Source organism: Desulfovibrio sp. (assembly GCA_016208105.1).
GTDB lineage: Bacteria > Desulfobacterota > Desulfovibrionia > Desulfovibrionales > Desulfovibrionaceae > Fundidesulfovibrio.
Genome location: JACQYS010000008.1, coordinates 170,586 through 185,070 on the forward strand (window position 1 = coordinate 170,586; position 14,485 = coordinate 185,070).

At 58.1% G+C, this 14,485-nt stretch carries 10 protein-coding genes; 2 read left to right on the plus strand and 8 right to left on the minus strand.

What is annotated here, in order from left to right; all coding sequences use genetic code 11:
• The first annotated feature begins 15 nt into the window (after nt 1–15).
• Nucleotides 16–1,215: an L-2-hydroxyglutarate oxidase gene (gene lhgO / locus HY795_03645; GenBank protein ID MBI4804309.1), complete on the plus strand. Its 1,200-nt coding sequence runs from the start codon at nt 16–18 to the stop codon at nt 1,213–1,215.
• 113 nt (nt 1,216–1,328) lie between these two features.
• Here the strand turns inward: lhgO and HY795_03650 are convergent, their stop codons facing one another.
• The 8 genes from HY795_03650 to HY795_03685 form a co-directional block, all read right to left on the minus strand.
• Nucleotides 1,329–2,111, minus strand: coding sequence for a hypothetical protein (locus tag HY795_03650; GenBank protein ID MBI4804310.1), 783 nt, complete (start codon nt 2,109–2,111; stop codon nt 1,329–1,331).
• A gap of 3 nt (nt 2,112–2,114) precedes the next feature.
• Nucleotides 2,115–2,966 (minus strand): hypothetical protein, encoded by an 852-nt coding sequence (locus tag HY795_03655; protein MBI4804311.1) that lies wholly within the window; start codon nt 2,964–2,966, stop codon nt 2,115–2,117.
• A 198-nt stretch (nt 2,967–3,164) separates the two neighbouring features.
• Nucleotides 3,165–4,076, minus strand: coding sequence for a hypothetical protein (locus HY795_03660; GenBank protein ID MBI4804312.1), 912 nt, complete (start codon nt 4,074–4,076; stop codon nt 3,165–3,167).
• A gap of 94 nt (nt 4,077–4,170) precedes the next feature.
• Nucleotides 4,171–4,557 (minus strand): hypothetical protein, encoded by a 387-nt coding sequence (locus HY795_03665; GenBank protein ID MBI4804313.1) that lies wholly within the window; start codon nt 4,555–4,557, stop codon nt 4,171–4,173.
• Nucleotides 4,558–4,566: 9 nt separating this feature from the next.
• The gene (locus tag HY795_03670) at nt 4,567–4,845 is read right to left on the minus strand and encodes a hypothetical protein (protein MBI4804314.1); all 279 of its coding nucleotides are present in this window, start codon (nt 4,843–4,845) and stop codon (nt 4,567–4,569) included.
• On the minus strand, nt 4,842–5,438 hold the full coding sequence (locus HY795_03675) for an RNA polymerase sigma factor (GenBank protein ID MBI4804315.1): 597 nt from the start codon (nt 5,436–5,438) through the stop codon (nt 4,842–4,844). Before HY795_03675 ends, HY795_03670 begins: the two co-directional genes overlap by 4 nt.
• Nucleotides 5,439–5,501: 63 nt before the next feature.
• Nucleotides 5,502–7,823: a mechanosensitive ion channel gene (locus tag HY795_03680; GenBank protein MBI4804316.1), complete on the minus strand. Its 2,322-nt coding sequence runs from the start codon at nt 7,821–7,823 to the stop codon at nt 5,502–5,504.
• 2 nt (nt 7,824–7,825) lie between these two features.
• Nucleotides 7,826–10,891: a glycosyltransferase family 39 protein gene (locus HY795_03685; protein MBI4804317.1), complete on the minus strand. Its 3,066-nt coding sequence runs from the start codon at nt 10,889–10,891 to the stop codon at nt 7,826–7,828.
• A 297-nt stretch (nt 10,892–11,188) separates the two neighbouring features.
• On the opposite strand from HY795_03685, the gene HY795_03690 reads away from it, so the two are divergent.
• On the plus strand, nt 11,189–14,212 hold the full coding sequence (locus tag HY795_03690) for a PAS domain S-box protein (protein MBI4804318.1): 3,024 nt from the start codon (nt 11,189–11,191) through the stop codon (nt 14,210–14,212).
• Nucleotides 14,213–14,485: the final 273 nt, after the last annotated feature.

Genomic DNA, 14,485 nt, shown 5'->3' on the forward strand with positions numbered 1-14,485 from the left:
GGCACAGACCCCCCCATGGATAATGCCGACGTCGTCATAGCTGGAGCAGGCGTAATAGGCCTGACCTTGGCAAGGGAATTGGTATCGCGGGGTGTACGGGTCCTTGTCCTGGACAAGGAGGATCAGCCCGGCAGGCATGCATCCGGGCGCAACTCCGGAGTTCTTCACGCGGGCATCTACTACGCTCCGGAAAGCGCCAAGGCAGCTACCTGCCTTGCGGGCAACCGACTCATGCGGGCCTATTGCCTGGAACGCGGTCTGCCCATCCTTGAGTCTGGCAAGGTTATCGTGGCCAAGACAGAGGCTGAGCTGCCAATACTGCGTGCGCTCTATGAACGTGCCGTAAGCTCAGGCGCCCAGGTGAGCCTTGTGGATGAAGCCGGGCTTAAGGACATCGAACCCCATGCGCGCACAGTGGGGCAGGCCATCCATTCGCCGCTGACCGCCGTGGTGGACCCCAAAGCCATTCTCAAGAGCCTGAAATCTGAATTGCGCAGTTCCGGCAAGGCCGACGTGCGCTTCGGGGTCAGGGCGCTAGGTCCGGCCGGAAAACGTACGCTGGCAACCACTGCCGGGCCGGTTGAATACACCGTGCTGGTCAATGCCGCAGGCACATACGCCGACCGCCTGGCCCATGCCTTCGGCAGGGGAAAACGGTACGTTCTGGTGCCGTTCAAGGGCGTCTACCGCAAACTAAGCCCTACGGCGTCCCATCTGGTGCGGGGCAGCATCTATCCCGTGCCTGACCCGGCCACTCCTTTTCTCGGGATCCACTTCACCCGCTCCGTTAACAACGACGTATACATCGGCCCCACGGCCATCCCCGCCTTTGGCCGTGAGAACTACGGCATCCTGAAAGGTCTCGATTCGGAAGCCCCTGAGATTCTCTGGCGAGACGCGCTGCTGTTCGCAACCAACAAAACCTTCCGCGCAGTGGCCATGAGCGAACCGCGCAAATACATGTTCAGACACTTTTTCGCTGACGCATCCAGGCTGGTGGATTCACTCAAACCAGACGACGTTCTGCCCAGCACCAAGGCGGGCATCAGGCCGCAGCTGGTGGACGTGGTGTCGAACACACTGGTCATGGACTTCCTCACTGAATCCGGCGAGGCCGACCTGCACGTGTTGAACGCCATTTCCCCTGCTTTCACCAGCGCCATGGCCCTGGCCGGCATCCTGGCGGACAAGGTTCAGGCTCTCGGCGCTAAATGAGAGACATGGTTGATCACCAATGGCCGTTGGACTTCATTCCACAAAACCCTTCGCGAATAAAAAGTGGTCCAGATTAAACCCCAGAGTCTTGGCGGGACAAGAAACGAACAGGATCACGGGACGGGGTTCTGCGACAGCCGCCGGTAGCAGGCTGCCTGCAGGCACGCGAAACACCCAAGCTGGGCAGGCAGGCCGACTACTATGGTCAAGAACTCAAGCAAGCCTTGTGGCCCCGTGGTGAATACAAGCCCTACCAACCACCCCGCGAACAGGCTTATCCCAATCGTATACACTGCGGAGAGCAGGTTCACACAGGCCAGCCTGACACCGTATCCCTCGCCCATGGTCGTGCTCTCCGTCCAGGCGTTGCCCCGGCCCAGAGAAATACCCGTTAGGTAGAGCAGCTGCCTTTTAGCTATCACCAGCTGAGCCGCCAGATACGGCAGTACGAAAGCGAGAATGGTGCCCAAGGGGGCGGGAATACCTGGTTCGGGAATCTTCGAGAGCGCGAATCCCACGGCCAGGGCCGGCGCGGCACCCATCGCCGCGACCATCACCGTACCCAGGAAGTACCGCCATGTGTTGCGTTCTTTCAGCTGGGTACTCAAGGAAGACTGGCTCCCGCCAGGGGAAAGGACCATGCGGTGGACACGTATGGAAAAGGCTGAGGCGAGAGCCGCCACGAACAGAGCGCATACAAACGGGACGCCAAAGCCAAACAGTGGGGTGTCTGGGGCCAGGGCGATTGTCCCCACACCCAGAAGCCCTGTGGATACCACGGGAAGAGTCCAGAAGAGCATTTTCCCCGGATTGAACGCCGCCAAAGACAGGGCCTCGGCGAAAACAACGAAGACCGGCAGGTTTCGTGACAGGAGAGGGCCTTCCGGACCTTTCACCGCTTAATCGTCCGAAGCGGATTCGGACATGGCCAGCCCCGAACGCAATCGCCTGTACATGTTCGCTCCAGCCACGCAAGACACTATCAGAGTAGCGAAGCCGAGCGCGTAGCTCACCAGCGGGAACCACCAGCTCTCGGCCAAGCTCTTCCAAACCTCCCAGCCGCTCGCCAGATAAGAAAAGGCGTTGAGCGTGTGTTCCGGTGCCCATATCATGGCCATCACCGCCACCATGCGCCAGCGCGCCTTCTTGCCTGCCTCGCCCAGTCCGCCCGGCTTAAAAAGCAATCCCTGGCCTCCCATGGCCACTTCGGGAAACACCAGAATCACCCTGGGTGCGAGCACCGCATACAAAAGACCCAGCAGGACGAACATCCCCACTGCCGGTGCGACCGACTTGACCATCTCCGGCACTGAACCGGCCAGACCGCTCTTGGCCAGCGGCGCTGCAAACATCGCTGCGAGCAGGACTCCCGGCCCCATGAAACCGATGAACAGGCATATGACCCGGACATAGGCCCAGAGGTATTTCCAGGTTCTGGGTTCAATAAGATCAAGACCGTAGAAGTGGCCAGGGTCTTCATCCAGAAGGGCCTTGCGATAGAGCCTCACCTCCAGAGGGATCCTGATCCAGAGGAGGATAAAGCCCAGAAGAAGCAAGCTTGGCATGAAGCCGGAAGCATTCTCCAACCCTTCCGGAGAACTCGGCGAAAAGTAGTGGAATGCCAGACCGAAGGCCAGAGGCGCTAAAGCCCAACCAGCAATCGCCTTGAGGTGAAATGCCGTGAAGGCCAGGCTTTCGGTCACCACTGCCAAGGGTGAAAAACGCCAGGGAGCTTCCTTGCTCTCCCCCATGCAGAATCTCCTTGAAGCTCAATTGGCCGCAACACCTTCAGAACGCGTAGACGGGCGATTGAGCATATGTTGACAACTTTGCCCGGTGTGGCTTGGCTGGCTCGTTACACGAGCTTGGAACAACCAGGACGGGCAGGGGTTCTCTGGCACCCCCCGAGGGGAGCGTCAAGAGCGGGCGGTGAAGACCGTACTTACGGCTCAATTCGTTCCCGGCGGCGCATCATTCCCCTCGCCTCCGGCAGTGCCGGACGGAGCAGCCGAGTCGGGTGGGATTGTCTGGTTCGTGGTCCCAGTCTCATCAAGAGACTGCGGATCAGGCAAGCCGGACAGAATCCGGTACGCCACGGCGGGTACGCCCACTGAAGTCACGTAGCTGAAGAACGTCAGGATGACCTGTAACGGAACGACCGCCATGCTGATCAGCTGCGATTTTCCGGAACCGAACGCCTTGGCAAGAGAGTCGATCCCCTGTCCCAGAACGGCAAACAGGATTGCGCTTCCGACCACGCACAGAAACAGACGGAACTTTACATGCGCCCCCAATGAGTATGCTCGATTCAGGGAGGGCTCCCGTTCTACGGAAGCCGCAGGATAGATCAGGTTGAGCGGCGATGTCAGGATGAAAAACGCCATCATGAGCGTCACTGTGACCGCTCCTGCCATGACCACCCGCACCTGCCCGGCATCTTCAAGCCTGCCCACGCCCATCAGGATCACCGGCAGAGCCGAGATGACTATGCCGGCCACCTGGATGAAACCCACCAGTATGGCATACCCCAGATACCTGAGGCTTACGGAAGCGAACACCTTCTCCACATACCCGCCGGGTTCCACCCGGCCGGTAACCGCAAGCTGATTCACTCGGACCGCGTACGGCACCCAGGCCAGCATGCAGAATATGGCCGCCGGAACAAATGCCATCCACCAATAAGGAAAACCGGAACTCTCACCGCCCGCCGGCTGCAACCAGAGTCCCAAACCGAAAGCCGCTCCCAAGGCTACCAGGCTCATGATGATCGGGATGAGCGACCACCTGAAAAGTTTGCCGATGTGCAGGCCGAATATGGCCATGGCCTGGCCTATGGTGGAAAAAACAGGAAGGTGAGGCATCAAAGACCGCCGGGTTCGAGGTTGGGATTTCGGTCATGGTGACCAAAAACCCCGCCCGCGTCAAACCCGGCTGGCACTAAAATGCGCAAAGAAATCAATGTCCGTAGAACTTCTTCCGGCGCTCCTTGGCCTTTTCCATGAATGCGGTGAACTTCTCCTGCTGCCCCGGTTCCAGGACAGCTCTTATCCGGGCGGCCCCGTCCTTCAACGCTTGCTCTTCCCCGACAAGGCACGGTTCGCGGATTTCACGAATGCGGGCCAGAACATCATCGATGATCGGCCGGATGGCGTCCTTTTGATCGGAAGAAAGCTTGACAGCGTGATCCATGCGCTCAAGGAAGAAACCGGCCGGCCCTGCCTTGTCCATTCGGGCCATAGGCGACAGGCGAGCCTTGGCGAACCAAGCCATCCCGGCTCCGCCAGCCAATGCTCCAGCCAGGAAGATGCCTATTCCCAAAAGTATGAGTTTTCGTTTGTTCATCATGAAATCCTAGAATCCCGCCCAGGGGTGGCCTGAAACGAGAAGCGAGAGCTCCGAAATATATCCCGCCTGCCACAACACGGCCCAGGCCAGACCGAAACCGATGGAGGCGGCGCCTCCTCCGGCCATGAGCGGCACGGCCACCCTGCGCATGAACCAGCCTTCCAGGGCCATCTCGGCGCGTTCGCGAACGTGGGCCATCACCCTTCCGGCAAAGCCGGGAGGCACGGCCACGGTCTGGCGGCCAGAAACCACCTTTGCGCAAATGCGGTCCAATCTGTCGTTCATGGCTTCACTCCCTGGCCCAACAAGCGTTCGCACTTGCGGGCCATCTTCTTGCGGGCGCGGTGCAATCGCACCTTCACCTTGGACTCGCCCCAGCCCATCATCTCGCTGATCTCGGCCACGTCGTATTCCTCGGCATAGAAGAGCTCCACCGCAATGCGGTCCTCGGGTGTCAATTCTTCCATCAATGTGGCCACGAGCTTGGCGGCGTCCCTGCGCGCGGTCAATTCCTCGAACCTTGTGGAGGAATCCTCCACCATCACCTCTTCAAGCCAGGCCAACTCTTCGGCGCTGGAGAAATCGATCCCCCTTTCGGCACGCCTTGAATTCTCCCGCCAGAAGTCGGCCGAACGCCTGAGCGCTATGGAGGAGAGCCAGGCCTTGAACCTCTCGGGCTCACGCAGCTTGGAGAGATTGAGGAATGCGTCCAGCAGGGCTTCCTGAGCCGCCTCGGCCACTTCGCTTTTCGGCAAATGGCGAGACAACAGCCTGAAGAGATGCCCCTCGTGCGCGCGCACCAGCACCTCGAACGCCTCCGTATCTCCATCCAGGACGCGCCGAACCGCCTGCGCATCACTCGGGGGGGTCATTCCCACGTGAGCCTCCGCGGGGTATGTCGCGGTTGCGGTGTCATCTGGTTACAGGAAATTGAGGGGAAATCAGGAATCGCCCGATTGAGGCACATGCGCGGGCATTCCCCATTTGGCGCGCATGTGCACGCGCCGAAGCGGCCTGACCAGTGCGAACACGGTGCGCCGCTTCTCGCGAAGGACCTCGCGGGCAGCTTCCAACTGCGCCTGCTCGGACCCCTTGGGCTTGTATTTGACCTTGGCGGTCTGGAAAGCAACGGTGATCTTGTTCTCCTGGAGCTCCTGGTCGATGGCCGTGGCCAGGTCGGATTCCACGCGGTATTTGTCCCGGAAATCCTCGATCCAGACATACAGCTCAAACTCAAGCCCCAGTTTTCCGAACTGCCTGAGCATTACCGAGGGTGCCGGGTCCGTGAGCACGCGGTCCTGGGCCTTGGCGGTTTCCAGGAGAATCTTGCGGACCTTCTTGATCTTGGTGCCAGGCACCACGCTCACGGGAATAGTCAGACGGATACGCTTGTCCTGATAGCTCCAATTGATGATCTCGCCCTTTAAAAAACTGGAGTTGGGAATGATCACCATGGAGTTATCCAGGGTGCGAACGGTGGTGTTGCGCACGGACACGTTGGTCACTTCACCAAGGATTTTCCCGGTCTGAACCACGTCGCCCTTTTTGATGGAACCGCCAAAGAGGATGATTAAGCCCGAGACGAAGTTATTGATGATGTCTTTTAGCCCAAAGCCCACGCCTACTGACAGGCCGGAGGCAATCCAGGTAAGCCCGGTCAGGGGCAACCCCAAGATGTGGAGCATGGCCAACAGAAAGGCCAGCCACGTCGTATACGACGCCAGCGTTGAAAGCGTGTGCGACAGCGCCGGGTCCATTTGCTTTCCGGAAACACTGGCCCGCTCCAAGAAAGCCTCGAGCCAGGCCAGAACCATCCTGGCCGCGAAGAAAAGCACCGCCATGGCCGCCAGGGCGTCGAGCGAGAGCTTCACGGGACCAAGCGCAAGTTCCAGGGTGAACACGTAGTCCATGAACCCCGGGCCCCCCATGAACAAGAGCACCCAACTCAAATAGGCAACACCCAGAAGAGTCACGACTAAAGGGTGGACATACTTCAGCCACACTTCACCCCATCCGGCCAGCGTGGCCCTTACAGAGCGGGCAGACCCCACAGAGAGCTTGAACAAGAACCAGGCCTGAAGCGCAACCAAGCTCTGGGAACCGAAACCGCATAACGCAGCAAGGCCCAGCAGGGCGAGTCCGGCCGCATCCCCTTTCCTTTGCCGTTTCCAGCGATTCCAAATGGCAAAAGACAGGCCCAGCGGGATGACCAGGCAGAGCATTTCCGAAGGGAACAGGAGAATCTGAGCAACCGTTCCGGCAGCGTAGAGGCCCAGAAAAAACAACAGATCACCTGGAGGGAGATGGTGCTGAACGAGGATCGTTGCACCCAAAGCTCCTAATGCCACTACTCCAAGGTTCAGAGCATGGCTCGCTGTGAAAGGCAATTCCATCGTGACCAGCCATATGACCAGCCCGAACGACAGGAGAAACCATCCCAGGCGGACTCTCCGGTCACAGCCTACACCAGCTTTCGACACCCCCCAGAGCCCCACCAGCCAAAGGCCCAACCAGATCGGTACACCGTACAGGGCTAAGTCTCCCCAGTGAGTCCAGGCCAGGACAGGGGTGATGAACCTTGGAAAATCTGCTTGCCAATCGGCATAGCGGCTCTTGAGATACATCAGGCCGGATTGAGTGATAGCCGACGGAGTCCTGCTGAAAAAATGCTCTTTTAAGCTTGCTATGTATTCTTTGTTAAAATCCTTCCCAAACTCATTCAAAACGTTCTGCAAGGAATCGAATTGGGCCAGAGTATTGTCGATGTCGGCCTTGAGCAGGTCGACCTCGGTCTTCATTGCCTCAAGCTTCGCGGCCGGTGCTTCCAGGGCGGCCACGGTTGCGTTATTGTAGTTGTTGCTTGGCCCTTTGCGCCTGATTTCCCTGACTGTGGAGTTCTCTTCCTTGATGCGGTTCAAGTGTTCCTTGGCGATGTGGAGCTTCTGGGCGCTGGCGGCAAGATTTCGTTCCAGGCTTATGCGATGCCCCTTCAATGTCCGAAGCGCCCAAGGGGTGTACCCGGACACGCCTTGCAGGATGATCACCTGCGTCAGCTGGTTGTCGATACGGGCCAGCGAGTCCTGAGCCTCGGCGATCAGGCCAGGCAATTCGCGACGAATATCCTCCACCTCGGCATTGTGCCGGTCGATGTCCCGGTTGATTCCGCGCAGCACTTCTTCCCAGCCACGCCCATCCTGACCGAAGGACAATACCGGTCCTGTAAATACGAGGAAAAGCGTAAACATGATGGCCAAGCGAAGCATGTTCACCTCCAATCCTTTATGGCATCAAAGATTGGCACCGGTTTGTCCTGCAGCCTCACTGTCACATCGTTGCCTGAAGGATCGGCCAGTCCCAGACGGAAATTTCCCCCGGGTATCTGGAAAGGCCTGACGGAACGCGCGTCCAGATCGAATTCCGCCCACATCTTGTCCACCACCCGACGGTGCGACCACAACTGCGCGTCCTCGCCCGTGAGTTCGGCCTTGAGCATGAAGTGATTGACCGGCTCCCTGAAGTTCAACGTGGTTGCGTGTTTCTTGAACGTATCACTCCATTTGCCTGAACCTTCGCCGATGTAGCGCTCCACTTCCTGAAAGGTCTTTCCGTCGTCCGTGGAATAGGACAGCCTGACCATATTCTTGCCTGTGGGATCGGCCACCACCCTGGGGTACCATTCCAGGCGGGCCCGTTTCACGGGCAGGGCCGAAACGAACCGTGCGGTGAAATAACACGGGCGTTCCTCGCGGCAGGTGAGGCCTCCGTCGTTGTCGGCATCCGGCGTGGGGCGAAGATTCTCCGACGAGCTGAAATCGAGCTTGTCGAACACATCCTTTGAAAAGTCCGGAGACCAGATGAGCATGCTCCGCCCGCCGGGATTGAGCATGAGGGTCGATCCGGCGGGCGCCACGATGGGTATGTCCACCTTCTGGTCTCCCACGAGAAGCGACGGCACGTGCATGCGGCCGGAGAGGATGAGCCCGCGAGTCTCGAACGGACGAGAACTTGTCGTGGCGAATTCCGGGTCACGCCCGGAGAGTCGCAAAGGCAAATCGTAGAAATACGCCGCCGGTTCTCCGGAATCGTCCTTGAGGACATGAACCGGAGCCAGCTCGGGGTATCTGGCCTGGAACTCTCGAAGTTCTCCTGGCGACCCGAGCGGCTGCCCGGACCGTGCAAGCCCCTCCCTGGCGGCAAAGGCGAACAGACCGTCCAATGCGGCCGCGCCGGGCCGCCACGGCTGGACATGGTTGTTGGAAAGAAGGTTCGATAGTTCCAACTGTAGTCGAGACGTGCCACCCGTGGCTGCACCGGTTGTGTACACTTCGAAGCTTAGTTTTTCGACCTCCAGATACCCTTCTGATATTCCGGGTAAAAAACGGAACCCTATCCAGATGTCTCTTCCTAAACCGCCTGGAAGTTTACATGTCATACTCGTCTTCGCGCACGTCTGGTACATGGCTTGTTCTTCATATCCAGCACAGGAGCTGAGACTGAGTTGACCGGAAGGACCAACGAAATCACGCTGGGATAATATCCCTATGGGTTTTAAAGCATGGGGATCAGGCCCACCCAGAATTTCAATTTTTGAGTCCGATGGGTGTTTGCTGTTTTTTTTGTAAAGAACTGCATTCACTCGGAGAGAGGCGTCTTTAACAGCAACCCCATCCGGAACCTTAAAATTGTAGAACACTTCCCCTGTTTGCGAAGTCCGTACTGGAGCCATGTGACGCATGGTGAGGTCAGGAGCGACATTTGCCGCACTATAGGCATCAGAAAGCATCCGTAGAGTTGAGAAATCGTCTTCATATACGAACCGGCCAGCGTCATCTGGCCACACCTGAATGGGGGAACGCGACGTGATTGCGACCAACTGAGTTCGCGTGCGGAAAGGTCCGAACGACTCATCCCCACAAATTCGGGCTCCTGGGACGGCGATCGTCGGTTCACGGCCAGCTTGATTTTCAACCAGGAGTATCCGGGAGTACAGTGGATGGGAGAAATCGCCTGAACTTGCGAACAGACCCGGCAAGTACCATCGTGCACCAAACCTTTTAGATTTTCGTTTCCAACCTTCCACGGATAGTTTTTCTGTAGGTTGTGCCGTTGCCCAAACCCAATAGAGATAGTCTCTATCCAGGCTGATAGATCGTTCATAGACTTCAGGCAGTCGTTGAATCTGTGGCCAGCAAAGAGCAAGACACAATAACGTCCCTGTAGCTAAGGTGATTCGCTTACCGCCTGGTAAAAGACTTTCCAATAGTCCCCAAAGTCCTGCTGCAGGCAAGAGAGTCACTAACCCCATTAGGTTGAACAAATGCCGTGATGAGACAATCTCACTCATTACAGACTTTGATAAAAGCACAGATGCTGTGGGAAGCAATGACCACAAGAGTAATAGGCTGAGTTCTCTCGTTTTCCGAGCGAGAAGACAGTAGAGAACTCCTGATGCCATCAGAAGCAACAAGGTCGGAACGAACCAAGCCTGTGCGGGAAAAGCTGGATAAAAAAAGCCAGCCACGAGTTCCTGCACAAAACCCCAGGAAAGCTTTGAAAACGGATTTACTCCAGGATCGTGAAACATCTCCTGGAGAAAAACTACTGCAGGAACCCAAGGCAGATAGGTCAGGAAAGTAATAACCGCGGCCATTCCGGCAAGATAGAGTTGCTTTCCAGCACCAGGCTGACGCCGCCACCAACGCCCCCCCGTCACAGCAAGAACCCAGATCATTTGCCCCACAAAAGCTGGAAGACCAATGTAGGCCGAATAGACCATACCAATGGCCGTCAAACTCCAACCCGTCCAATACCAAACACGCCCTTGAATGGATGCGACGTATGCAAAAAAAACGGACCAGACGGAAAAACAATAAAACAAGCCATAAGCCTTGATGGCTCGAGAATACTCCACATGAAAAAGTGACAAAGTAAGTAGGAGCGCGGAAAGAAAACCTACTCCACATCCGAAGAGCTGACGCCCCAAGGCGAAAGTCCCCCATATGGCTAGTATTCCTGCTAAGACGCTTACTCCCCTAGCCGAGAAGGAGTTTTCGGAAATAGCAAGCGCAAGATGTGTTAGGGCAAACGATAATGGTGGCTGGAAGTCGTATGGTGTGTCCGCAGGCCCCTGCCATTTCTGGAATTCCCACATCCGGTCCAGAGGCATAAGCGCCCGGTCAATGTTGAGGTAATCATCCTCCCAAAGGGCCGGGCGGTCGAGCTGCCAAATCCTCAGTGCCGCTGCGACGACGAGAACGGTCACCAAGAGTATGGTCGTCGCTTTCGCCGTGAAATTGTTCTGATTCATTTGCGGGAAAATGTGACCCAGCATCGCCGCGATGTCAAAGCCTCTTGCCAGAGCGGCCCCAGCGACTTAACCAGACTGTCGCGGAGTACATCCATGGCCCTGACCAACAACCTGGACCTTCTCGAGGCTATCGACGCCGGCATTCTGGTGGTGAGTGCGGCCTCGAACGTCATTCTCCACGCCAATCCCAAGGCCCTGGAGCTGCTCGGCCGTTCCGAGGGTGACGTAGTTGGCCGGGAATGCCATGGGCTGGAATGTCTGTGCCATCCTGATCAAGCCCCGCCACTGGACCTCAACAAGCCCCTGCTTCCGCAGGAACGGATGCTTCAAGGTACCGGAGGGGGCCGACTGCCGGTACTCATCGCTGCCCAGCCCTTAGACACGCCGCAGGGCCGGGTGAGCATACTGACGTTCACAGACCTCACTCCGCTCAAGCAGGCCGAACGCAAGTACAAGTCCTTCTTCAAGAACGCCGTGGAGGGCGTTTTTCAGTCCTCAGCCGACGGGCGCTTCCTGGCGGTGAACCCTGCCCTGTGCGGCATTCTCGGTTACGACAACCCTGAAGAACTGATCAGTTCCCTCACCGACCTTCGCACCCAGCTCTACGTCGATCCGGCCGACCGGGACCACTTGATCGAAGAGCTTGAGACACATGGGCGCATAACCGGATTTGAAACCCGGTTTTGGACAAAAAACGGAGATATTCGCTGGATCATAACCAGCGCCCGCCAGGTTCGCGATCACAACGGAGCCTTTCTCTACATCGAAGGCCTGAACATCGACATCACGGAGCGCAAGAAGGCCGAGCAGTCGTTGCGCATGGCGGAAGTATCTCTTCGGGAGTCCGAGGAAAAATTCCGCCGCACGTTCGACCAGTCCCCCATCGGAGCGGCCATTCTTTCCCTGGATTGGACCTTCATCCGGGCGAACGAGGCCTTTTGCCGCATCACCGGATACGAGGAGCAGGAACTTCTCGAAAAAAACATCATCATGCTCACCCACCCCGATGATGTGGAAGGTGCGCTGGATCGCACTGCCAAACTGCGCGGCGGCGAAATAGACAACTATGAGCTGGACAAGCGCTACATCCACAAAAGCGGCAAGGTGGTGTGGGTGCACCTTTCAGCCGGGCTGGTGCGGGACGCTTCCGGCAAGCCCAGCTACTACCTGCCCATGGTGCAGGACATCACCAAACGCAAGGAGGCCGAGGAAAAGCTCGCCCGCACCCAGGCCCGGATAAAGGCGCTCATGACCAGCTCTCCGGCAGTCATCTATTCCAGGCGGCCGGTTGGAGAGCTTGAGCTGACGTTCATATCCGACAATGTGGAGGACCTGACCGGATTTAGCCCGAGCGACTTTCTGAACGACCACCGGTTCTGGCTCTCGCGCTTAAATCCCGAAGACGCCCCCATCATGGAGGCCGAACTGCGTCTGCAACTGGCCATGGGCCAAGGCACCCGGGAGTATCGCTTCACCAACGCCCAGGGTCTTACCCGCTGGATCCGCGACCAGTTCCGCCTGGTGCTGGACGACCTGGGCCGGCCCGCGGAAATCGTTGGCTACCTCACGGACGTTACTGCCAGGCGCCTTATCAAGGAGGCCCTTGAGTCGAGCGAAGCCCGCTACCGGGCCATAGTGGAGGACCAGACCGAACTCGTCTGCCGGTTCCGCCCGGACGGCTCCATCACATTCGCCAACGAGGCGGTGGCCCGCTACTTCGGCAAGACCAAGGAAGAGCTTATCGGCGCCCCTTTCATGCCTGATCTTCCACCTGACGAAAGCGAACTGCTGGAGCGGCATCTGCGTTCGCTTTCACCGTCCAACCCGGTGGGCACCATCGAATACCGGCTGGTCATGCCAAACGGCGAAGAGCGCTGGCTCTCGCGAAACGACCATGCCCTCTTCGACCAGCAGGGGCGGCTTGTCGAATATCAGTCCGTGGGCCGGGACATCACCGGCCGGGTGCTCTCGGAACGAGCCCTTGAAAAGGCCATGGATGAGAAAGAACGGCTGCGCTTGAACCTCGAAGCCGTTTTCCGCTCCATCCCGGACGCGCTTATCGTGGTGGACACCGAGATGAACGTCATCCAGACCAACCGGGCCCTTTCCGAACTGTGTTGCATCGGCGGGGAGACCACCCATGGCAAAAGCCTGCACCTTGTGGGCGGACACTGCAAACGGGCCTGTTTCGAGGTTATCTCCACCACCTTGAAAACCCGCGAGCCGGTTCTGGAATACCGCGTGGAGTGCAAGGGCAACCGACCCGGACAGACCGTGGTCATTAACTCATCGCCGCTTCTTGACCCCGAAAACAATTTCGTGGGCGCGGTGCTCGTCATCCGCGACATCACCCGCCTGGCGGATCTGGAAAAGCGCCTCACCGACCTGCACGGACACAGGGGGCTTATCGGCAAGTCCAAGGTCATGCATTCCATCTACGCCGTGCTGGACCAGCTCTCCGAGGTGGAATCCACCGTCCTGGTCACTGGGGAATCTGGAACGGGCAAGGAACTGGTGGCCGAAGCCCTGCACTACGGTGGTCCAAGATCCAAGGGGCCGCTCATCAAAGTGAACTGCTCGGCCCTGTCTGAGAGCCTGCTGGAAAGCGAACTTTTCGGGCATGTGCGGGGCGCGTTCACCGGCGCCATACGCGACAAACTCGGCCGGTTCGAGGCAGCCGAGGGCGGCACCATCTTCCTGGACGAAATTGGCGACGTTTCCCCACGTATTCAGCTGAACCTCCTGCGTGTTCTGGAGCGCAAGGAATTCGAACGCGTGGGCGATTCCAAGACCCGCAGGGCCAACGTGCGTGTCATCGCCGCCACCAATGCGGACATGACGGACAAGATCAGGCAGGGCCTCTTCCGCGAGGACCTCTACTACCGCCTCAAGGTCATGGTGATCAACCTGCCGCCACTTCGCGAGCGAACCGAAGACATACCGCTCCTGTGCGAGCATTTTCTGGGCTTTTTCCGGGCCAGCTTCGGCAAGCACATCGCCCGTGTCGGCGAGGAGGTCATGCGAATCTTCATGACACACCACTGGCCCGGAAACGTGCGCGAACTCCGTTCCGCACTGGAGCATGCCTGCATCCTCTGTCCCGGCGAAGAGCTTTTGCCCGAGCACCTTCCTCCGGAACTGTCCCGGGGTACCATGCCTCCAATTCTGGCCGCGCCAATTCCAGCCCGCCACATCCCGGAGCGTTACTTCCAGAGAGGCTTGAGCCGCGAGGACATCCTTGAGGCGTTGGAGCGTTCCGCCAACAACCGGGCCAAAGCAGCCCGAATGTTGGGGGTGGATCGGCGCACCCTGTACCGGAACATGGAAAAGTACTCCATCCAGTAACCCCAACCACGTGTGGCAGTCGCCACACATATGTGGCGACTGCCACACCAATCGCCACACTTTTCCCCACCCCATCAGATTCTCTTTCCCAGCCCAATTCTATTCAAACAGCCTAGATTAATAGCATTTTCTATCACCCTGCCGCCAAGACCCCACTGGCATGTTTATTGCCTTGTCCTGTGAACCGTTTTTGGGATAGTGTCCTTACAGCTTGAACCAACCTAACCAAACCCGGCCACCCTCCCTGGTCGGCTTTAGCAAGGAGGCCCGCGG